The 21,491-nt window shown below is 64.3% G+C and carries 19 protein-coding genes and 1 tRNA gene; 9 read left to right on the forward strand and 11 right to left on the reverse strand.

Features of this window, described 5'->3' with window-relative positions; all coding sequences use genetic code 11:
* Positions 1 to 4 precede the first annotated feature (4 nt).
* The 9 genes from CK221_RS06380 to CK221_RS06420 form a co-directional block, all read right to left on the reverse strand.
* Positions 5 to 2,092 (reverse strand): 5'-nucleotidase C-terminal domain-containing protein, encoded by a 2,088-nt coding sequence (locus tag CK221_RS06380; RefSeq protein WP_095777127.1) that lies wholly within the window; start codon positions 2,090 to 2,092, stop codon positions 5 to 7.
* A gap of 190 nt (positions 2,093 to 2,282) precedes the next feature.
* Entirely contained in the window at positions 2,283 to 2,654 is a 372-nt protein-coding gene (locus tag CK221_RS06385; RefSeq protein WP_095777128.1) for a hypothetical protein, read from the reverse strand.
* Between the two features lie 186 nt (positions 2,655 to 2,840).
* Positions 2,841 to 4,286: a homospermidine synthase gene (locus CK221_RS06390; protein WP_095777129.1), complete on the reverse strand. Its 1,446-nt coding sequence runs from the start codon at positions 4,284 to 4,286 to the stop codon at positions 2,841 to 2,843.
* Positions 4,287 to 4,411: 125 nt separating this feature from the next.
* Entirely contained in the window at positions 4,412 to 5,332 is a 921-nt protein-coding gene (locus tag CK221_RS06395) for a DUF3445 domain-containing protein (protein WP_095777130.1), read from the reverse strand.
* A complete protein-coding gene (locus tag CK221_RS06400; protein ID WP_067002501.1) occupies positions 5,329 to 5,616 on the reverse strand; it encodes a YciI family protein in 288 nt (95 codons plus the stop codon). The genes CK221_RS06395 and CK221_RS06400 overlap by 4 nt, the downstream gene beginning before the upstream one ends.
* Positions 5,617 to 5,635: 19 nt before the next feature.
* Entirely contained in the window at positions 5,636 to 6,298 is a 663-nt protein-coding gene (locus CK221_RS06405) for an aminotransferase class IV family protein (RefSeq protein WP_095777131.1), read from the reverse strand.
* Positions 6,247 to 7,392, reverse strand: coding sequence for an aminodeoxychorismate synthase component I (locus CK221_RS06410; RefSeq protein ID WP_095777132.1), 1,146 nt, complete (start codon positions 7,390 to 7,392; stop codon positions 6,247 to 6,249). Before CK221_RS06410 ends, CK221_RS06405 begins: the two co-directional genes overlap by 52 nt.
* Positions 7,393 to 7,545: 153 nt before the next feature.
* Entirely contained in the window at positions 7,546 to 8,265 is a 720-nt protein-coding gene (locus tag CK221_RS06415) for a proton-conducting membrane transporter (RefSeq protein WP_095777133.1), read from the reverse strand.
* Positions 8,266 to 8,592: 327 nt separating this feature from the next.
* Entirely contained in the window at positions 8,593 to 10,431 is a 1,839-nt protein-coding gene (locus CK221_RS06420) for a M3 family oligoendopeptidase (RefSeq protein ID WP_179295088.1), read from the reverse strand.
* Between the two features lie 144 nt (positions 10,432 to 10,575).
* On the opposite strand from CK221_RS06420, the gene CK221_RS06425 reads away from it, so the two are divergent.
* The 4 genes from CK221_RS06425 (at position 10,576) to CK221_RS30160 (ending at position 14,815) form a co-directional block, all read left to right on the forward strand.
* The gene (locus CK221_RS06425; RefSeq protein ID WP_067002495.1) at positions 10,576 to 12,117 is read left to right on the forward strand and encodes a sigma-54 dependent transcriptional regulator; all 1,542 of its coding nucleotides are present in this window, start codon (positions 10,576 to 10,578) and stop codon (positions 12,115 to 12,117) included.
* Positions 12,118 to 12,495: 378 nt separating this feature from the next.
* The gene (locus CK221_RS06430; protein ID WP_095777134.1) at positions 12,496 to 14,340 is read left to right on the forward strand and encodes a DUF882 domain-containing protein; all 1,845 of its coding nucleotides are present in this window, start codon (positions 12,496 to 12,498) and stop codon (positions 14,338 to 14,340) included.
* Between the two features lie 103 nt (positions 14,341 to 14,443).
* A tRNA-Gln gene (locus CK221_RS06435) sits at positions 14,444 to 14,517 on the forward strand.
* Positions 14,518 to 14,638: 121 nt separating this feature from the next.
* Positions 14,639 to 14,815, forward strand: coding sequence for a hypothetical protein (locus CK221_RS30160; protein WP_082980697.1), 177 nt, complete (start codon positions 14,639 to 14,641; stop codon positions 14,813 to 14,815).
* A gap of 112 nt (positions 14,816 to 14,927) precedes the next feature.
* Here the strand turns inward: CK221_RS30160 and CK221_RS06445 are convergent, their stop codons facing one another.
* Positions 14,928 to 15,563 carry a 2-dehydro-3-deoxy-phosphogluconate aldolase gene (locus CK221_RS06445; protein ID WP_067002491.1) on the reverse strand — a complete coding sequence of 212 codons (636 nt, stop codon included), beginning with the start codon at positions 15,561 to 15,563 and terminating at the stop codon, positions 14,928 to 14,930.
* A gap of 142 nt (positions 15,564 to 15,705) precedes the next feature.
* Between CK221_RS06445 and CK221_RS06450 the strand changes: the two genes are divergently transcribed.
* The 3 genes from CK221_RS06450 (at position 15,706) to CK221_RS06460 (ending at position 18,496) form a co-directional block, all read left to right on the forward strand.
* Positions 15,706 to 16,635, forward strand: coding sequence for a rhodanese-related sulfurtransferase (locus CK221_RS06450; protein ID WP_095777356.1), 930 nt, complete (start codon positions 15,706 to 15,708; stop codon positions 16,633 to 16,635).
* Between the two features lie 121 nt (positions 16,636 to 16,756).
* Positions 16,757 to 17,464 carry a tellurite resistance TerB family protein gene (locus CK221_RS06455; protein WP_067002750.1) on the forward strand — a complete coding sequence of 236 codons (708 nt, stop codon included), beginning with the start codon at positions 16,757 to 16,759 and terminating at the stop codon, positions 17,462 to 17,464.
* Between the two features lie 279 nt (positions 17,465 to 17,743).
* Positions 17,744 to 18,496, forward strand: a complete 753-nt coding sequence (locus CK221_RS06460; protein ID WP_082953977.1) for an SDR family oxidoreductase — start codon at positions 17,744 to 17,746, stop codon at positions 18,494 to 18,496.
* A gap of 13 nt (positions 18,497 to 18,509) precedes the next feature.
* Here CK221_RS06460 and CK221_RS06465 read toward each other — a convergent pair whose 3' ends face one another.
* Positions 18,510 to 19,694, reverse strand: a complete 1,185-nt coding sequence (locus CK221_RS06465) for a pyridoxal phosphate-dependent aminotransferase (protein WP_095777135.1) — start codon at positions 19,692 to 19,694, stop codon at positions 18,510 to 18,512.
* 83 nt (positions 19,695 to 19,777) lie between these two features.
* Here CK221_RS06465 and CK221_RS06470 point away from each other — a divergent pair, with 83 nt between their 5' ends.
* A complete protein-coding gene (locus tag CK221_RS06470; protein ID WP_095777357.1) occupies positions 19,778 to 20,464 on the forward strand; it encodes a GNAT family protein in 687 nt (228 codons plus the stop codon).
* A gap of 13 nt (positions 20,465 to 20,477) precedes the next feature.
* Positions 20,478 to 21,458: a cation diffusion facilitator family transporter gene (locus CK221_RS06475; RefSeq protein WP_095777136.1), complete on the forward strand. Its 981-nt coding sequence runs from the start codon at positions 20,478 to 20,480 to the stop codon at positions 21,456 to 21,458.
* The last annotated feature ends 33 nt before the right edge of the window (positions 21,459 to 21,491 follow it).

The following is a 21,491-nucleotide window of genomic DNA, read 5'->3' on the forward strand; positions in this document are numbered from 1 at the left end:
AAGATTACTTTGCGGCCGGCGGAATGGTCAGCGTTGCTCCGAGCGGCAGACGGCGCGGCCTGTAGTCCTTGTTGGCCTCGGAGATCAGCTTCCATTTGCTGCCGTCGCCATAGTTTTTCTTGGCCAGATCCCAATAGGTGTCGCCGGCGGCGATCACATGGCTGGTCTCTGGGCTGGCCTCCGGACCGGTCGCGGCCGGCTTGGCCTCGGCGGGCGCTGTTTCGGCCGGCTTGGCGGATCCGGTCGCAGGAGCGGCGGTCGCCGGGGCAGTCTCGGCAGGTTTTGCTGTCTCCGACGTTGCCGGTGCCGTCTCGGTCGGAACGGCCGGCGGCGTCCCGGCGATGTCGCCGGAATTGGACGGCAAAGCCGGCATGGCAGGCTCGGTGGCCGCCGGCGCCGTCTCGGCCGGCTTCGCGGGTTGGGCGGCAGGCGGCGTCGTGGCGGTCTCGGCAGGTTTTGCCGGCTCCGCGGCCGCTGTCGTGGCGCCGATCTCGGTGATGCGGCCGTCGAGCTTCGGTGTGTAGGGGCGGTGCGCGCCGAGATAGTCGGCCACCACCTGCTCCAGGCCCGGGCCGTAGTCATAGGCGTCCGTGGCCTTTTCGGCGAAGACCTTGTAGCCGTCGCCGCCCTGGCGGACGTAGTTGTTGGTGGCGACGAGATACTGCTTGTCCGGATTGATCGGCACCCAGGCGCCGTTCTCCATCACCTCGACCGATTTGACGCGGCCGGCATTGGGCGCGACCGACTTGTCGAAGGCATATTTCAAGCCGGCCACCTGCGGGAAGCGGCCGGCGCCGTCCTCGACCTGGCTGACGCCGCTTTCGAGACCGGCGACCAGGTCCTTGCCGGAGATCTTGAAGGTCGCCAGCGTGTTCTGGAACGGCAGCACCGTCAGCACTTCGCCCATGGTCACGGTGCCCTGGTCGATCGAGGCGCGCAGTCCGCCGCCATTCGAGATGACGATCTCGACGCCCTGACCCTTGACCCGATCGAGGACAGCGTCGGAGACGAGATTGCCCATTTCGCATTCGCGGGCGCGGCAGCTTTCACGACTGCCATCGATCGGTTTGGTGGTCTCCGCCACCTCCTTGTTCTTCAGCGCCTCGATCGGCGCGCCAAGCTCCTTGATGCGGGCGAGCACCGCCGGATCAGGGGTGATCGACTTGTCGAGAAAGATCGGGTCGCCGCTGGCCGACTTGACGACGCCGTTGTCGTCGAACACGACCTTGAATTCACCGAGATATTTCGAATAGGACGCCGCCTGCACCACCGGCACCTTATAGCCGTCGGGGTTGTCGACCATCGTCGGGTACGGGCCTGCCGCCTTCGGATCAGTGTTCGACAAAAGCGTGTGGCTGTGACCGCCGACCACCACGTCGACGCCGGGGATTTTCGCGATGACGTCGCGCTCGCGGTTGTAGCCGATATGGGTGACGGCGATGATCTTGTTGATGCCCTGCGCCTTCAGTTTCTCGACCTCGGCGGTGATCGACTTGACGTCGTCCGCGATGGCAATGTTGGGGCCGGGCGAGGCGAGTTCCGGAGTGTCGTTGGTGACAGCGCCGATGATGCCGATCTTCTGGCCGCCGACCTCGACCACGATGGACGGCTTGATCTTGCCGTGGGCGCCGGACTTGTCGTTGGGCACGACGTTGGCGCTGACCACCGGGAACTTCGCCTTGTCGAGATAAGGCACAAGCGCGCTTTCGCCGTCGTCGAACTCATGGTTGCCGAGCGTCACCGCGTCGGGCTTGAGCTGATTGAGGAATTCCTCCTCCGCTGCTCCCTTGTAGGTGATGTAGAACAGCGATCCCTGGAAGCTGTCGCCTGCATTGAGCAGCAGCACGTTCTGACCTTCGAGCTTCTTGCGCTCCTGCGCGATCGCAGTGACCAGCCGGCCGGCGCCGCCAATGCACTCGCCTTTGGTCTCCTCCTCCGCTGAACAGGTCGACTCGTATTTGTTGTTGCCTTCGATGCGGCTATGCCAATCGTTGAAATGCAGGATGTTGAGCGTGTAGTCGGCAAAAGACGCTCCGGCCGAGAGGCCAAGTGCTGATGCGGAAAGGGCGGCAATGGCGGCAAATTTCTTCATTCTCGTCTCCCGGATGAGCTGACTTGAAGTGCTTAAAGCCCTCGCTTGGCTGGAAGGTAACAGTCAGCTTCGGGTCATGTTCACATCGCGTTTTGGCCGATGCAAGCGGAAATCGGGAGGGGATTTGCCGGCACAAAAAAGGACGGCGGCTCGCGCCGCCATCCTCGACAAAGTCGATCTCTGCCTGAGCTCAGGCCCGGCGCGTCAGCACGAAATTCTGACCACTGGAGCTGGTGCAGTTGAGCTGGCTGGTAGAGACCATCAGGCAGTTGAAGCTGACCGGCGTCTGGCGGATCAGCGAGGTGCCGTGGATCTCGACCGAGGTCGCGCCGGTCATGGTGTAGCTGCCCTCGGACAGCTTCTGGCCGGTATCGGTCGCGACGGTGGTGAAGCTGCCGGCCGCGAAAGTCGAGAGGCCGGTGCCCTTGGCGTCGATCCAGTTGCCCTCGACGCCCTTGGGCGCCGCTGCAATCGGCTGCGAAGGGCCGGTGGTGGTGCAGGCGGCCGCGGCCAGAAGGCTTGCCGCGGCGCCTGCCGAAAGCAATTTGCGCGCAATGGTCATTTAGAATCCTCTCCTCTCGCGTCGGCCCGAAAACCGATCTCCGATCTTCGGAAAAGCACGATGCGTGCATTCAAAGTGCTAGAGTACTTTGTGCGTCCGAAGGAACGCCCGTTTCTCTAGGCCGCCCGTCTTCAATCGCCCGATTTCCGGGCGATTGCAAGGTGGAGACGCGGGTAGGCTTGGCTGCTATCGCACCAGGATGTTGCGGAACTGCCACGGATCGTCCTTGTCCAGATCCTCGGGGAAAAGCCCCGGGCGATTATCAAGCGGCGTCCAGTCGGTGTAGTAGCCCCTGACCGGCCCGAGATAGGGAAGCTGCACTTCCAGGCAGCGCCGGTAGTCCATCTCGTCGGCCTCCACGATGCCGGCCATCGGATTTTCCAAGGCCCAGACCATGCCGGCGAGCACCGCCGAGGTGACCTGCAGGCCGGTGGCGTTCTGGTAAGGTGCCAGCTTGCGCGCCTCGGCCAGCGACAGCTGTGAGCCGTACCAATAGGCGTTCTTGGCATGGCCGTAGAGCAGCACGCCGAGCTCGTCGACGCCGTCGACCAGCTCGTTCTCGTCGAGCACGTGATGCACCGGTTGCGCCTTGCCGGCGGCGCCGAACATCTCGTGCAGCGACAGCACGGCATCGTTGCAGGGGTGATAGGCATAATGGCAGGTCGGGCGATACTGAACCTTGCCCTTCTTGCCGCGCACGGTGAAGAAATCGGCGATCGAGATCGCCTCGTTGTGGGTCACCAGGAAGCCGTATTGCGGGCCGGGCGTCGGGCACCAGGAGCGCACGCGCGTGTTGGCGCCCGGCTGCTCCAGGTAGATCGCCGCCTGCGAGCCGTGCTTGTGCTTCTTGCCGTTCTTCGGCATCCAGGTCTCATGCGTGCCCCAGCCGAGCTCGGCCGGCTGCAGGCCTTCCGAGATGAAGCCCTCGACCGACCAGGTGTTCCAGAATACATCCATCGGCTTCGGCTTCTTGGTGCGCTGGGTATCGCGCTCGGCGATGTGGATGCCCTTGACTCCGGCCTTCTTCATCAGCTTCGCCCAGCCCTCGCGGTCGTGCTCCGCCGGGACCACAAACTCGAGCCCGAGATCGGTGGCGAGGTTGACCAGTGCCTGCTTGACGAACCAGGAGACCATGCCGGGATTGGCGCCGCAGCAGGAGATCGCCGTAGTGCCGCCGGGAGCCTTCTCCTTCTCCTGGCGCACGCTCTCGCGCAGCGCGTAATTGGTGCGCGAGGCATTGTCGGCCTTGTCGTCGAAATAGAAGCCGAGCCACGGCTCGACCACCGTATCGATATAGAGCACGCCGAGCTTGCGGCAGAGCTTCATCAACTCGAGCGAGGAGGTGTCGACCGACAGGTTGACGCACATGCCCTGACCGCTGCCATTGGTGAGAAGCGGGGTCAGAAGCTTCTTGTAGTTCTTCCTGGTCACCGCGTCCTGAACGAAGGCGATGCCGCGCTCGTCGAGCAGCATGCGGTCGCTGTCGCGCGGGTCGATGACCACCATGCGCGACTTGTCGAACTTGAAATGGCGTTCGATCAGCGGCAGCGTTCCCCGTCCGATCGAGCCGAAGCCGATCATCACGACAGGGCCGGTGATTTCACCGTAAACGGGCCAGTTCTCGTTCGCCATTTTTTCGCATACTCCTTCAAACACGGGAAAGTCCGGCATTTTTCGCCGGTAGCCCTACATCACAGATCATTGTCACAAACCAGCAAAAACCGCCAACCGACGGCCAAACCGGCCTGGCGGTTTGGTTAAGCCACCATGGCCATGCCGGCGAGGTACGAAACCAGCCGGTCGCGGTCCGCGCTCAAACCCTTGTAGTCGAGCTGCGCCTGATCGAGAGCATCGAGCTGGTCGGCGAAGGAGGCCGCAAGCGCGACCTTGTCGGGGTGTCGGGCAAGCACCGCCAGCGGGTCGAGATGGATGCGGATGGTGAAAAGGATGTCGCGCGACACCGGCAGCTTGCGCAAGGTCTGACGCTCGACGCGAATGAAGGCATGGGCGTTGATGTCACCATCCGGAAAACGAGTCGGACGGTTCGTGGCACGGTCGATCCGCTCCCCGTTGGAAAGTGGATGATAGAGCGCGTCGCCCGCCTGGATCGACCAGTTGAAGCGCTCGACCGCCTGGCCCTGCAGGCCGTCGAACATGCGGTTGATGAGGTCCGCAGGCCGTGTGCCGGGGCCGAAGCCGGGCACCGGCGCGTGGATCTGTTGCAGCGGTTTGCCGAATTTCTCCTGGAGCGACCAGGACGACGGAAAGCAGAGCGAGCCGGCGGCGAGCCGCCAGCCGCTGTCGTCGCGGCGCATCAGGATCAGGTCTTCCTGGATTAGCAGCGAGGCTGCGACCAGCGGGGCGTCGGGGCCCACATTGCTGCCTTCGGGGCCGGCTACCTCGATCCCGGCACCCTTGCGGCGGTAGGTTTCGGGATGTTTCGCCAGCAGGTGCGCTCCAAGCAGATCCAGCACCTCCTGCTGCGCCTCACGCGTGCCCTCCTCCTCGACAAAAACCCGGCTTGGGATTTCCGCGTAGAGACGGCGCTTTTCGGCGAGATGCGGCAAAAGAAACTCGTCGAGCTCGATCCATCGATCGAGATCGAGCGGTTTCAGCCCGATGGTGAAAAGCCTTGACGATCCGTCATAGGGCGTATGGGTCGGCGGGCGAACACTCATGCTTCCTTGAAGGCGTCCAGTTCGGTGGCGGTCAACCGCGCCGCGAATTCGGTGATTTCGTAGTCGGCCGCGCCTGCCTCGGAGAAAGGGTCGGCCGCCAGTCTGGCGTCAAGCACGTCGCGGGAACCGCGCGCGACGATGATGCCGCCGGTCCTTGGCCGTTTCGGTCCAGACGCAACAAAAATGCCTTCCGCGTAGCAGGCCTTCAGCCATTCGACATGCGCCGGCGCCAGCCGATCGATCTCGGTCAGCGGCACCTTGTAGTTCAGCGAAACGATGAACATTGCATTCTCCTGCTTGGCGTCATGCCAGCCTCGCCGGGATCAACCCACGTAGCGAATTGCCGACGTGAAGCGCCCTCGCCGACTTCAGATCGTCAAAGCTGTAGATCGCTTCGCGGGCGCGGCCATCGTCCAGCAGCTCGCCTCGCAATACGCCAGGCAAAAGGCCGCAGTCGAGCCGGGGCGTGGCCAACACGCCGTCGCCGAAATCGGCGAACACATTGGTAATGGTTCCTTCGCAGATTTCTCCGCGCTCATTGGCCAGCAGCACCTCGTCGGCCTGGGTGACGAGATATTCGGCGCGGGCACGCGTGTACAGATGTCGCCGGCTGGTCTTGTGGCGCAGCAGCATGTCGGCGGAATCAAGCCTGACCCGGGCCATTTGCAGCCGCCAGACCTTGTCGGCGACGAGCGGCTCATAGGGCTGCACGGATGCGGTCGCCTCGCCATTGCGCTGCAGGGCGAGGCGGGTACGCAGGATGCCCTGCTGTCCCCCGACCGCGCTCATCAGCACTTCGCCGATCCGATGCGGATCGCAAGCAAAGCCGAGCTCCGCGGCCGAGGCATAAAGCCGCGCAAGGTGGCGCTCGAAGCGCAGGAAGCCCGAGCCAGGCTCCCAGCGCATGGTCTCGATCAGCTCGAAGTCGGCACGGTTCCCGTCGCGAAGCGCGCTTTCAGAAGACACTCCCGGTACTCCTCTTCGGCGGTGGAATCGAAGACGACGCCGCCGCCGACATTGTAGACAGCCTCGCCGTCGGCAAAGAGCGAGATGGTGCGGATCGCCACCGAGAACCGCATCGTGCCGCCGGGCGCGACCCAGCCGATGGCGCCGCAATAGACGTCGCGCGGCACGCCCTCCAGATCGTGCAGGATCTCCATGGCGCGGATCTTCGGCGCGCCGGTGATCGAGCCGCAGGGAAAGAGCGCTGCGAAGACTTGGCGAATACCGATATCAGGCAGGAGCTTCGCCCGCACCCGGCTCACCATCTGGTGCACCGTCGGGTAGGTCTCGATGCGGAATAGCTCCGGCACTTCCAGCGTGCCGACCTCGCTGATCAGCGAGATGTCGTTGCGCAGGAGATCGACGATCATCCGGTTCTCGGCCTGGTTCTTCTCGTCGTTGCGCAGGAACGTCTTCAGCCGCGCGTCCTCGGCCTTGGTGGCGCCGCGCGGCGCCGTGCCCTTCATCGGGTGCGTCTCGATCATACCGTCCGCGTCGATCTCGAAGAAGAGTTCCGGCGAGCGCGACAGCACGATCGGATCGCCGAACGAGATCAGCGCGCCGTATTTCACCGGCTGGCGCCCGGTCAGCGCCTCGAAGGCGGCAAGCGGATCGCCCGACCATTGCGCATGGACCGGAAAGGTCAGATTGCCCTGATAACAGTCGCCCTTGCGGATATGGTGGTGGAGGCGCGCGAAGCGGACGGCGTAGTCCTCGGCGGACCAGGATGCGCGGGCGTCGAAGATCGGTCCGTTGCTGGCGGGGCCTTCATTCCGCGGCACAGCCTGTTCGAGCGGCGCATCGAAGACACCGAGACAGATCAGCGGCGCGCGGCGGCCCTCTGGCAGCAACGGCACCAGTTTCGGCTCCAGCAGGTAGCCTGCCTCATAGGAGAAATAGCCTGCCAGCCATTTGCCCGCGTCGGAGGCGGCCTGAGCCGCTTCCAGCGCCGGCGTGAATTCGTCCGCGGTTCGCGCCGTGATGACCTCATGCGGCCCGTCAAAGACGAGCTGGCGGCCGGTCTCGTCATTGCGGAATATTGCTGAGGGCAGGGACATAAGCCTCGGATGGGGTCGATTAAGTCGATCGCTCTACATGGGGGCGCGGCGAGGCGCAATCGAGAGAACGGCGTCGGAGGACGTAAAGGCATCTGGTCCAAAGCAAAAACGGCGCCCAATGGACGCCGCCTGCGCTGGGAAGGCACAGCGAGATCAGTTGTTGTTCGAGGTCGCCGCCGTGGGGAACCGGCTAGCGAATTCGGCCTCGTCGCCCGCGGCCAGCAGTTTCGCCTGCTCGATCCATTTCTCGCGCGCGATCCGGCCGTCGAAATTGAGCACCTCCTCGACGCGCTTGACGTCGGCATCGGTCCAAGCGGCGATCTGGGCATAGGACGTGACGCCCTGCGCCTTGAGCAGCTTTTCATTGACCGGGCCGATGCCGATCAGGCGGCGCAGATTGTCCGCCTTGCCGGTGGTCGCCTTCGGGGCGGCGGCTTTCTTCGGAGCCGGCGCCTTCTTTGGCGCCGCGCCGGCCGTCTTTGCCGCTGCCGTTTTTGCCGCTTCCGGCTTGGCCGCGGCGGATTTGGTCGAAGCCGATTTTGCCGCTGACGGTCTTGCAGATGAGGATCTGGCTGGGGTCGGGGTCGACATCAGCGCCGCCGGCGCAGGCGCGGAGGCTTTGTCGGTTTCCGCCTTGGCGGAAGAGGTCGGCGTTTCGCGCAGCTTGCGTTCGAGATCGGCGCGGCTGCGGCCGCATGCGTCGAGCTCGCCGCTCAGGCGGTAGGTATCGGCGCTAAACCGGTCGCGTTCGCTCTTGGCGCGACCGAGTTCGCCGCGCAGGCTGTCGAGCTCGCCACGCAGGCGGCCCCAGATGAACCAGCCAACCAGGACACCGACAACGAACGCCAGGAGCATATAGAAGAAAGTGCTCATTTCCCTCTCCAGTTCGATCGGGCCGCGGCCGCAAACGGCGGCCTTGCCGCAGGGATCGTCAATCGTTCCGCGCTGGGCGGAACCGCCCCTCCAATCGCTGGCGGCGGGCCCTCCTCCGGCTGCGGCCCGACGGCCGCTATCGCTCTCGCTGAAGCAACACTAGGGCCGCCTCCGGCCTTGCTGTCGCGTCCGGTTGAGCTTGGGGTCTGACGCTAGCACACGGCCTGCGCAAAGCTAATTGAAAAGTGCGGGCAGAGTTATTGAAGAACAGCACAAGTATGCGTTCCGGCCAAACTGTTCCGGTCTATGCCGCCAGGCGAGCACCCGTCATTTGTCGAGCGCCTCCAGCTCGTCGATCAGCGCGCCGATCACACCCAGGCCGATCTGCCAGAAGGCCGGATCCGTGGCGTCGAGGCCGAAGGGCGCCAGCAGTTCCGAATGATGCTTGGTGCCGCCGGCGCGCAGCATCTCGAAATACTTCTCCTGAAAGCCGCGCTCGGCGTTCTGGTAGACGGCGTAGAGCGAGTTGACCAGGCAGTCGCCGAAGGCATAGGCGTAGACGTAGAAGGGCGAGTGGATGAAGTGCGGGATATAAGTCCAGAAGACCTCGTAGCCATCGCGCAACTTGATCGCCGGCCCCAGGCTTTCAGCCTGAACCTCAAGCCAGAACTGGCCCAGCCTGTCCGAGGTCAGCTCGCCGTTGCGGCGCTCGGCATGCACCTTGCGCTCGAACTCGTAGAAGGCGATCTGGCGCACGACGGTATTGATCATGTCCTCGACCTTCTGGGCGAGCATGGCCTTGCGCTCGCGCTTGTCGGAGGTCTGGTCGAGCAGCGAGCGGAAGGTCAGCATCTCTCCGAAGACGGAGGCCGTCTCGGCCAGCGTCAGCGGGGTGGACGCCATCAGCGCGCCCTGGTCGGCGGCCAGCACCTGGTGAACGCCGTGGCCCAGCTCATGCGCCAGCGTCATCACATCGCGCGGCTTGCCCATGTAGTTGAGGAGCACGTAGGGATGCGCCGATGGCACAGTCGGGTGGGCGAAGGCGCCGGGCGATTTGCCCGGCCTGACCGGCGCATCGATCCATTTGCGATCGAAGAATGTCCGCGCGATTTCCGCCATCTTCGGCGAGAAACGCTGATAGGCTGACAGCACCGTGTCCCTGGCGTCGTCCCACCGGATCACCGACTGCGGGGTCTCGGGCAGCGGCGCGTTGCGGTCCCAGTGGTTCATGACGTCCATGCCGAGCCAGCGCGCCTTCATCTGATAGTAGCGGTGCGACAGGCGCGGATAGGCTTCGCGCACGGCCGCGGCCAAAGCATCGACCACGCCGCGTTCGACGCGGTTGGCGAGATGGCGTGAATCGGCGATGTCCTCGAAGCCGCGCCAGCGGTCGGAAATTTCCTTGTCCTTGGCCAGCGTGTTGGTGATGAGCGTGAAGGTGCGCAGGTTCTTGCGGAAGGTCGCGGCGAGTGCCTCGGAGGCGCGGCGGCGCACTTCGCCATCCGCGTCCTGCAGCCGGTTCAGCGCCGGCTCCAGCGTCAGCTCCTCGCCATCGACGTCGAAGCGCAGATCGGTCATCGTCTCGTCGAACAGGCGGTTCCAGGCGCCGCGTCCGGTGACCGACTTCTCATGGAACAACTGCTCGACCCGATCCTCGAGCTGGTACGGCTTGTCCTTCCTGAGATCGAGCACCCACGGGCGATAGTGGGCGAAGGCCGGGTCGGCCACGAGTGCTGCTTCGATCACCGAGTCGTCGATCAGGTTGAGCTCCAGCGCGAAGAACAAAAGATGCGCGCTGGCGTCCGTCATCTTCTCCTGGATGTCGCCATAGAGCTTGGCGCGCTGCGGATCGGCGGTGTTGCCGGCATAGACAAGTCCGGCATAGGAGACGATGCGGCCGATCAGTTCCTCCAGCGCCTCGTAGGCCCTCAGCGCCTCGCCGAGCCGGCCGGCGGCGCCACGCTCGGCTTCGGCGGCCAACGTGCCCTTCCAACGGACCTCGAAGGCAATGGCGTCGCTTGCCGCCCGGGCGATGTCACGCTTCAGCTCCGGCGCTTCCATGCCGGAATAGAGATCGGCGAGATTCCACTCCGGCAGATCGCCGAGCTCCGCCGCGGACTGGCCAGACGCCGTCGCCGCAAGCCGCTGACCAAACATCATGCGCATCGAGAATACCTTCTTCGAATCAACGGGAAAGGAGAAGCCGGTCAAATCCTAAGGAATTCGTTCACCGGGTTTTTTGAAACCTTATTTAGAACCCTGTGCCAAGATGATCCATGGGGATTTATCGGGCGGATAATTCAAAGAGTCATGACAGGTTCCGTACTCATAGTCGATGACGATCCCGTGCAGCGCAGGCTGCTCGAGGCGGCGGTGACGAAATTCGGCCACAGCGCCATCGTCACCGACGGCGGCGAGGCGGGCCTCGATGTGCTGGACGGACCGAACGCGCGCGATGTGTCGGTCGTCATCCTCGACCTGGTCATGCCCGGTCTCGACGGCATCGGCGTGCTGAAGGCGATGCGCGAGCGCGCCATCAATCTCCCGGTCATCGTGCAGACCGCGCAGGGCGGCATCGAAACCGTTGTCTCGGCCATGCGCCACGGCGCTTTCGATTTCGTCGTCAAGCCGGCCTCGCCCGACCGGCTGCAGACCTCGATTTCCAATGCTTTGAAGGTGGAAGCGGTCGAGGACGAGGTGAAGCGCTCGTCGCGGCGTCGCGGCGGCCATCTCACCTTCAAGGATCTGATCACCCGCAGCCCGGCGATGGACCGGGTGATCCGGCTCGGGCAAAAGGCGGCGGCCTCCAATATTCCGATCCTTATCGAAGGTGAATCGGGCGTGGGCAAGGAATTGGTGGCGCGCGCCATCCAGGGCAGCGGCGACCGCCGCTCGAAACCCTTCGTTACCGTCAATTGCGGCGCCATCCCCGACAATCTGGTGGAATCGATCCTGTTCGGCCATGAGAAGGGTTCCTTCACCGGCGCCACGGACAAGCACACCGGCAAATTCGTCGAGGCGCATTCGGGCACGCTGTTCCTGGACGAGATCGGCGACCTGCCGCTCGACGTCCAGGTCAAGCTGCTGCGCGCCGTGCAGGAGGGCGAGGTCGACCCGGTCGGCGGCCGTTCGACCGTCAAGGTCGACATCCGGCTGATCTCGGCGACGCATCGGAATCTTTTGCAGCAGGTCAAGGACGGCAAATTCCGCGAGGACCTATTTTATCGCCTGAACGTCTATCCGATCTTCGTGCCGCCGCTGCGCGACCGGCGCGAGGACATCCCCCATCTGGTCAGGCATTTCATGGAGAAGGTGGCGCCGGCCGATCCGCGTCATCGTCTCACCGGCATATCGGCCAAAGCGCTGGCGATGCTGCAGGCCTACGATTGGCCGGGCAACATCCGCCAGCTCGAAAATGCGGTGTTCAGGGCGTCGGTGCTCGCCGAAGGCGAGTTGCTGACCGAAGAGGAATTCCCGCAAATCCGCGCGCAGGTCGAAGGCACGGTGAAGCTCGATGCCGAGCCCGCGCCTGCCGTGGCACCGGTCGCGGACGAGCTGCAGTCGGGCGATCAGGCCGCCTCCGGCGGAGTGGCGTCAGGCTCGCACGAGGCCGAGGCGCCGGCGCGGCTGCAGCCGCGATTCGGCACGCTGAGGGCCTTGGACGAGCGCGGCAATGTGCGGGCGCTGGCCGATGTCGAGTTCGAGATGATCAAGCTTGCGATCGACCACTATAACGGCCAGATGAGCGAGGTGGCGCGCCGCCTCGGCATCGGGCGCTCTACGCTCTACCGCAAGTTGAAGGAATATGGCATTGACCCCGAAGCGGGTCGGCTTGATCGACTTGCCTCTTGAGACGCAAGCCCAGCCCAGCCTACCGGTTTATACTCCGACTTAAATCGTCGCTTTTTCGTTTCTGAAGGCGCTTTTTCAGTCGCTTGCGTGTTCGCGATCACGCATTTAACGCAATCGGTAACAGATTGTGTTTGGGCCAAAGCCGAATTCTCGATCTAAACCAGCGATTTACCACGAAACGTGGTGCATCATTTTTGACGGGATATCGCCACGGTGTTACCGCATTTCGGCTCCAATAAGCGATGATTAACCATTAGGATCGATATTCGGATGTGAGAACCACGCATCCGTTTGGGCAAATCCGGGGACAAACGGCAGCCTGCAAGGCCTTTTGATTTGAACCAAGTCGAACGACACACGAACGGGCGGCATTTTCACATGAGCGTCTGGCCACGGTGGCTGACGTTTGTGATTTTGGCCGTAGGGTTCCTTTCGGCAGCCGCCTCTGGCGCGAAAGCCGAAGTCCGTTCGCTGAAGCTCTATCACCTGCACACACACGAAAAGGCCGAGATCGTCTACAAGCGTAACGGCCGCTACGTTCCCGAAGGCCTGCGCAAGATCAACATCATCCTGCGCGACTGGCGCCGCAACGAGCCGACCAAGATGGATCCGCGGCTGCTCGATCTGGTGTGGGAGGCCTACCGGCAGAGCGGAGCGACCGACTACATCCAGGTCGTCTGCGGCTATCGCTCGCCATCTACCAATTCGATGCTGCGCAGCCGCAGCCGCGGTGTCGCCGAGAAAAGCCAGCACATGCTTGGCAAGGCGATGGACTTCTACATCCCCGGCGTGCCGCTGAAGAAGCTGCGCAACATCGGCCTCAAGATGCAGGGCGGCGGCGTCGGCTACTATCCGAATTCCGGTTCTCCGTTCGTCCACATGGATGTCGGCAATGTCCGCCACTGGCCGGGTATCAGCCGTCAGGAACTGGTCAGCCTGTTCCCGAACGGCAAGACGCTGCACGTGCCGAGCGACGGCCGGCCGCTGCCTGGCTATGAGCAGGCTCTGGCCGCCTACAAGGCGCGCAAGGGCGCCGGCACCCCCAATATCGAGCTGGCCAGCGCCGGCGGCTCGACCAAGCGGTCCGGCGGACTGTTTGCGGCCTGGTTCGGCGGCGGCGACGACGAGGCCGACGACAGCGCCGATGTCGCGAGCGCCCAACCCGCACCCCAGCCGAAAGCTGTGAAGCAGGTGGCGGCCGCCAAGAGCGGCAACAGCGGCAGCCTGCCGGGCATCGCGATCGTCTCGCCGCAGGATGCCAAGCGCGCCAACATCCCGCAGATCGCCGATGACAGCTCGGACGATTCGCAACCGCAGCAGGACACGCCCGAAACCATCATTGCCGCGCTGCCGCCGAAGGAGGTTCCTCTGCCCGCCTTCGCGCCGAGGCCCAAGGCCGATGTCGGCCAGCAGACGGCTGAAAACGTGCCGTTCGCCGTGGCGGACGCCTCGGCCACGGCTGAGCAGGCGGTGGCGACGGCGCATGCTCCGGCCAACGTACCGTTCGGCATGGCCGCCGGCGCGGCGCAGGCCGCAGCCGATCCCGCGCAGGGGGCGTTCAACAATGTTCCGCTGCCGACGAGGCGGCCCGATCTGCCGAGGGAACTTGCGCCCAAGGACAAGGGCGTGCTTCTGGCGCTGGCGGAAACCGCCTCGCAGGACAAGAGCGCGACCGATGCCTTCTCGGTGCTGCCGACCGCGAGGCCCGACACGGGCAAGCCGGATGAGATCAAAGCGGTGCTCGAGCAGGCCAGCGCGACCACCGTGGCCGGCTCGAGTGGGGCCGAATACGAAGTCGCTTCGCTGACTGCGCCGGAGCCACGCTCGGCATTCAACGATCCGTCGGGTCTCGATGCAGCTTCGCCGCGTCAAGCCATTGCCGCACGCCCCGCCGGCACCGATCCGGCGCAGGCGATCGGCGCCGGCGTGAAGACGACGCGCAAGGAGGCCAGGGCGTCCGCCAACGACCTGAAGCCCGGCCCGAAGGCAATGGTGGTGGCAACGCCGCCGCAGGCAGCGCGCTGGGCGCTGGGCAGCGGCGACAACATCGCCACCGTTTCCGATCCGACCACGGCACCGCGCTATGCCTACAATATCGTGCACACGCCGCCGAGCGAGGTCTACACGGCCGGCTTCCAGACGGATGCGCAATTGCCGGACGCCAGCCGGTTCACCGGCAACGCGGTGAAGTTCCTTTCGGTCGCCCGCTTCCAGACGAAATAACGAGCCTGCCAGTGCCGCAACAGCCGCGTTGAACAACAGCGCGGCTTTTGCTTTTTATCACGGCGGCATAGTTTGAACGGCGCGGGTTTCCCGCGTGGTCTTTTCCCGCTTCGTCTAACGGTAGGACAGCGCCCTTTGAAGGCGTGAATCGTGGTTCGAATCCATGAGCGGGAACCAGCCGGCGGCTGGTTTTCGGCCCGCACCGGCATGCCATCACGCACGCTTAAACTTCTCGTGAGACCGGAACGGGCCGCGCTTTTTCGGGTTAGGATGCGTTCGTTCCAAACTGGGGATATTCATGAAGAAGATTCTATTGGCGTCAGTTCTCGCTTTGGCCGCGGCATCGGCTGCCGTGGCTCCAACGCAGGCCGAAACCGTTATCGTCAAGACCGGCAAGCATCACTGCAGAACCAAGGTGGTCACCCATTGGGTTCACCACCGCAAGGTCGTCGAGAAGGTCAAGGTCTGCCACTGACCGCATGTCCAGCCCTGGAGCGGTTCAGCGTTTGATAGACCGCTGAACCGCTCCAGGTGTTCTTTACACGATCCGCACGGAAGAACCGGTGCCCACTCTTCCTGGAATTGCGTTAGGCGAGCTTGCTCGCCTCGCGCGCCAGGGCTTCGATCTCATCCCATTTGCCGGCCTTGATGAATTCGTCGGGCGCCACCCACGAGCCGCCGACGCAGATGACGTTGGGGAGGCTCAGATAGTCGGCGGCGTTCTTGGCCGTTATGCCGCCGGTCGGGCAGAATTTCACGTCGGCGAGCGGCGAGGCGAAGGCCTTCAGCGATGCGATGCCGCCCGACTGTTCGGCCGGGAAGAATTTCAGGAAGCGCAGGCCGGCTTCGCGCGCAGCCATGATCTCCCCGGGGGTGATGGCGCCGGGCAGCAGCGGCACGGGGCTGTCCTTGGCCGCGTCGAGAAGCTGGCCCGTAATGCCGGGGCTGACGATGAATTTCGAGCCGGCGCGTGCCGCCTCGTCGAACTGCTTGGCATCGAGAATGGTGCCGGCACCGACAACCGCATCCTCGACTTCGGCCGCGACGCGGCGGATCGCTTCCAGCGCATCGGCGGTGCGCAGCGTGATCTCGATCGCCCTCAAGCCGCCGCGCGACAGAGCGCGGGCGAGCGGCACGGCGTCGGCGACATTGGCGATCTTGAGCACCGGGATGACCGGCTGGCCGTTGAGGAGCGACAGGAGCTTTTCGGTCTTGCTGGTCATTGGCTTGTCTCTCCGTTTCGGTCGATTTCAACCGATTAGCAGAAGGGGTATTCCGAGTCCACGAAGGCGGGCGTGTCGCAATGTCACGCGGCCCGTCCGCTCCGCCTTGAAACGGCTTTCAGCACGGTCTAGTGGCATGGGCATGACAACAACCAAGGAAACTCAGCCGGTCCGCGTTGCCGCGCTCTACAAGTTTGCGCGGCTCGACAATTACCAAGCGCTGCGCGCGCCGCTCGCCGCCTTCTGCTGCGGACGCGGCATCAAGGGCACTCTGCTTTTGGCGCATGAGGGCATCAACGGCACGGTCGCCGGCAGCGAGGCAGCGATCGCCGCGCTTATCGATCACCTAGAGGCGATCGAAGCGCTTGCCGACCTGGAAGTGAAATACAGCATTGCTGCTGACATGCCGTTCCATCGCATGAAGGTGCGGCTGAAGCGCGAGATCGTCACCATGGGCGTCGACGATCTCGATCCGGCGAGCAGCGCCGGCACCTATGTCGCGCCAGTCGATTGGAACGCGCTGATCTCGGACGCCGACACGTTGGTCATCGACACGCGCAACGCCTACGAGGTGTCGATCGGCACCTTCAAGGGCGCGGTCGATCCCAAGACCGCCAGCTTTCGCGAGTTCCCGGCCTGGGTCGAAGAGCACCGCGAGGAGCTCGAAGGCCGCAAGGTGGCGATGTTCTGCACCGGCGGCATTCGCTGCGAGAAGGCGACCGCTTACGTGAAGTCGCTGGGCTTCAGGCAGGTCTTCCATCTCAAGGGCGGCATCCTGAAATATCTCGCAGAGGTGCCGGCCGAAGAGAGCCTATGGCAGGGCGAATGCTTCGTCTTCGACGAGCGGGTATCGGTGTCGCATGGCCTGGCCGAGGGCGAAGCCGAACTCTGCCGCGCCTGCCGCCATCCGCTCACCGTCGAGGACCGGCTCTCGCCGAAATATACGGTCGGCGTCTCATGCCCGCGTTGCTTCGAAGCGCGCTCGGACGAGGACCGCGCGCGCTACGCCGAGCGCCATCGCCAGGTGGAACTCGCGCATGCGCGGGGCGCCAAGCGCCACATCGGAAGCTGAGCAGCCCAGGTTTCGTCAAATCATCCGCCCGTTCATTGTAATGTCAATGCGCGGGGCCTACGTCTTGCCGATCCGAAACCCCGCCCGGGCGCATTCGGCCGGGCCAATTCTGGAGGCATTGATGCTCGACCCCAAGAAGCTGCTCGACGACCTTTTCGGCTCGCAAATTCCCGGCACGGGATCGACCGTTCGCGACAAGGCGGGGCAGGCGGTGCAGATGGCGAAGGACAATCCGCTCGCCGCCGGCGCGCTGGCGGCGGTGCTGCTCGGCACCGGCCCCGGTCGACAGGTGACGGGCGCTGCCATGAAGCTCGGCGGCCTGGCAGCCATTGGCGGCCTCGCCTACAAGGCCTACCAGAACTACAAGGCCGGCAATGTGCCGGCACAAGAACCCGTGGCCGGCGAGCCCGAGTTGCTGCCGCCGCCCAAGGACACCGCCTTCCATCCCTCGCAGGCGCCGCAGGGCGAGGCCGAATTCACGCTGACCCTGGTGCGGGCGATGATCTCCGCAGCCAAGGCGGACGGTCATGTCGATGACGAGGAGCGGCAGAAAATCGCCGACAAGCTCAAGCTCGCCGGCATCGGTGCCGAAGCGGAAAAATTTCTGCTGGATGAGCTTGAACGCCCGCTCGATCTCGACGTCCTGATCACCGGCGCCAAGACCGATGCGCAGAAGGTTGAGCTCTACACCGCCTCGCGCCTTACCATCGATCCCGACACCCGCACGGAGCGCGGCTATCTCGACCTGCTAGCCGGCCGCCTCGGCCTGCCGGACGCGCTGGTCGACCATGTCGAGGCGACGGTCTCGGCGGCGAAGGCGCCGGCTTGAACCGCGCCCGATCCGCGCCAGCAAATTGCCGGTTGGTAAACGGGCATGGGACGTGCTGCTGGCCGTTAATCTTTCGTTAACCCAGCAAGCGCATCATTCTAACCAGTCGGACCGGCTTATCCTCCTCCCAAGCGCGGTTCAGATGAGGGGCGGTCGCCAATGACCGCCCTTTTTGTCGGCTCCGCTTTCTTGCCGACAATAGCCGCTTGCCACGCCCTCTGTCATTTGCGATGCCACGTCTTCTTCCAGCAGTGACGGGGAGCGAGGACGATGACCGCCATGACAGAGAAAACAGCCATCGTAACCGGCGCGGGCACCGGCATCGGCAAGAGCGTCGCCACCACGCTGCTCAAGGCAGGCTGGAACACCGTGTTCTGCGGCCGCCGCAAGACGCTGCTCGAGGAGGCGATCGCCGAGGCCGGGAAGACCAGCGCCAGGGCGCTTGCCGTTGCATGCGACATCAGCAAGGCCGGCGAAGTCGACGACATGTTCGAGACAGTGGTGGAGGCGTTCGGGCGCGTCGACCTGCTCTTCAACAATGCCGGCATGGGCTACAAGTCGACGCTGATCGACGAGATCCCGGTCGAGGTCTGGAACGATGTCGTCGGCGTCAACCTGACCGGCTCGTTCCTATGCGCCCGTGCCGCCTTCGGCGTCATGCGCCGGCAAAAGCCGATGGGTGGGCGCATCATCAACAATGGCTCGGTGTCGGCCTATGCGCCGCGGCCGGGCTCAGCGCCCTACACGGCGACCAAGCATGCCATCACCGGCCTGACCAAGACCCTGGCGCTCGACGGCCGGCCCTATGACATTGCCTGCGGCCAGATCGACATCGGCAATGCGCTGACCGAGATGGCGCAGGCGATGACCGTCGGCGTGCCGCAGGCCAACGGCTCCATCGCCGCCGAAGCGGTGATGGATGTCCAGCGCGTCGCCGACGCGGTGCTTCACATGGCGAGCCTGCCGCTCGACGCCAATGTGCTGTTCATGACGGTGATGGCGACGAAGATGCCGTTCGTCGGCCGCGGGTGAGGGGGCTGAGGCTCTATTTCGTCAAGAACCCTTCGATCCGCTCCAGCGCGCGCAATATGTTCTCCTCGGAATTGGCGTAGGAAAGCCGGACATAGCCTTCGCCGAGCACGCCGAAATCGGGGCCGCCGATCAGCGCTACGCCGGCATCCTCCAACAGCGCCGAGGCAAGCTTCTTGGCCTTCCAGCCGGTCTTCGAAACATTGGGGAAGGCGTAGAAGGCGCCCTTCGGCGTGATGCAGGAAATGCCGGGGAGCGCGTTCAGCCCTTCGACCACGATCTTCCTGCGGTTGTCGAAGGCGAGCATCATCTTTTCGACATCGTCCTGCGGGCCATCTATCGCGGCGATGCCGGCATACTGGCTCGGCGCGTTGACGCAGGACCAGCAGTTGACCGCAAGCTTGCGCACCTTGTCGTAGAGATAGGCGCCCTTTTCGCCGTTTGGCCAGATCGACCAGCCCATGCGCCAGCCGGTCATCGCCCAGGTCTTGGACCAGCCGTTGAGCACGATCAGCCTGTCGCGGAGTTCCGGAAAGTTGAGCAGCGAGCAGTGGGTCTCGCCGTCATAGGTCATGACATCGTAGATTTCGTCGGAGAGGATCGCGACCTCAGGGTGCTTCTCCAAGCCCTTCACGAGTTTGGCGATCTCGTCCCGCGCGGTCACGCCGCCGGTCGGATTGGCGGGCGAGTTTAGGATCAGCAGCCTCGTCTTCGGCGTGATCAGCGCCAGCGTCTCTTCCGCCGAGAAGGCAAAGCCGTTCTCCTCGCGGATCGGCACCGGGATTGGAGCAGCACCCGTGAACTCGATCATCGAGCGATAAATCGGAAAGCCGGGATCGGGATAAAGAATCTCCGCCCCCGGCTCGCCGAACATCAGGATCGCGGCGAACATGGTCGGCTTGCCGCCGGGCAAGATCATCACGCTCTCGGGCGATACTTCGACCCCGGTGGTGGTCAGCGTTCGGCGCACGACCGCCTCGCGCGTGGCCAGAAGGCCGTTGGCAGGCGTGTAGCCGTGGTGGCCGTCGCGCAGCGCCTTGATCGCCGCCTCGACGATATGCTGCGGCGTCTTGAAGTCGGGCTGGCCGATGCCGAGGTTGATGATGTCGCGGCCCTGATGGGCAAGCGCCGTTGCCCGCGCGAGCACCGCAAAGGCATTTTCCTCGCCGAGACGATCGAAGGCCGCGATGGTGTGGAGCATTTTTCCCGTCCCTGTGGTTCTTTCTGTGGGCGAGCGTTTTTGTGAGCGTGCGCCAGGAAAAGTCAAACGGATTGGAGCGGTCGGTGTCGGAAAATCTGAAGAATTGGCAGGCACGCCCGCGCCCCGAACGCAAGGCGCTGGAAGGTCGCTATGTCCGGCTCGAACCGCTGAGCGCGTCAAAGCACGGCGACGGGCTCTTTGAAGCGTCGTCGGTGCCGGATGCCGGTGGCCGCTTCGCCTGGCTGCCGGACTATCCGCCCGAGAACCGCGCCGCCTTCCAGCCATGGCTGGACAAAGTCGAGGCGAGCGAGGATCCGCTGTTCTTCGCCGTCATCGATAAGGCGAGCGGCAAGGTCGCCGGACGTCAGACGCTGATGCGGATTGATGCCGCCAACGGCGTCATCGAGATCGGCAACATCTATTGGGGGCCGCTGATTTCGCGCAGGCCGCAGGCGACCGAAGCACAGTTCCTGTTCACCAAATATGCCTTCGACGAGCTCGGCTATCGCCGCTACGAATGGAAATGCAACAACCGCAACGAGCCGTCGAAACGTGCGGCGGAACGTTTCGGTTTCAAGTTCGAAGGCATTTTCCGCCAGCATCTTGTGGTGAAGGGCGAAAACCGCGATACGGCGTGGTATTCGATCATCGACAAGGAGTGGCCGGCGCTGCGCAAGGCCTATGAGGCCTGGCTCGATCCGGCGAATTTCGATGGCGAGGGCCGCCAAAAGCGACGGCTCGAGGATTTCCGCGCCGAGTCCGGCGCGTAGCAGGAGTTGCGCGATGGCGCATGATCACGGCTCACACGGCCACAGGCACGGCGCCGATCACGTGCACGGGTCGACCGACAAGAAGCGCGTTCTCGTCGCGGGCTGCCTGACAGCGGGCTTCATGATCGCGGAGGCGCTCGGCGGCTTGCTCACCGGCTCGCTGGCGCTGCTTGCGGATGCCGGCCATATGCTGGCGGACGCGATCGCGCTCGGTCTCGCCTGGTATGCCTTCCACCTCACCGGACGTCCCGCCACCGGGCGTCTCACCTACGGCTTCGCTCGCGTGAAGACGCTGGTCGCATACACCAACGGCATCGCAATTTTCGTCATCGCGCTTTGGATCGTCTACGAGGCCTGGGGGCGGCTGATGCACCCGGCGCCGGTGCTGGGCGGGCCGATGCTGGTGGTGGCGGTCGCCGGCCTGCTGGTCAACGTCGCCTCCTTCTTCGCGCTGCATGGCGGCGACCGCGAGAGCCTCAACATGCGCGGCGCCATACTGCATGTGCTGGGCGACCTGCTTGGCTCGGCCGCGGCAATCGCTGCGGCCCTCATCATCCTCGCCACCGGCTGGACGCCAATCGATCCGATCCTCTCCGTGCTGGTGGCGCTGCTGATCCTGTCGACGGCGTGGTCGCTGATGCGCGAGGCCGCCCATGTGCTGCTCGAAGGCGTGCCGGCAAGCCTCGACCGCGATCTCATCGCCAAGGATCTGGAAGCCGCGGTCAAGGGCGTGCGGGAGGTGCATCACATGCATGTCTGGTCGCTCGACGGCACCAGCAACATGGCGACGCTGCATGCCTGCCTGAATGACGGCGTCGATGCGCATGCTGCGGTGAGCGCCATCAAGAAGCGGCTTGCGGCGAAGCACGGGATCGATCATGCAACGGTGGAGCCCGAGTTCGGCCTGTGCGCCGACAGCCATGACGAGCACGATCATCACCATGATCACGACCATGCGCATGATGCGCCTCGCGATCGCCGCCACTATCACTGAGCCGGGCGATGCCTTTGAGTTGCCTCGGAGCGA

It is taken from the genome of Mesorhizobium sp. WSM3868 (assembly GCF_002294785.1).
Lineage (GTDB): Bacteria > Pseudomonadota > Alphaproteobacteria > Rhizobiales > Rhizobiaceae > Mesorhizobium.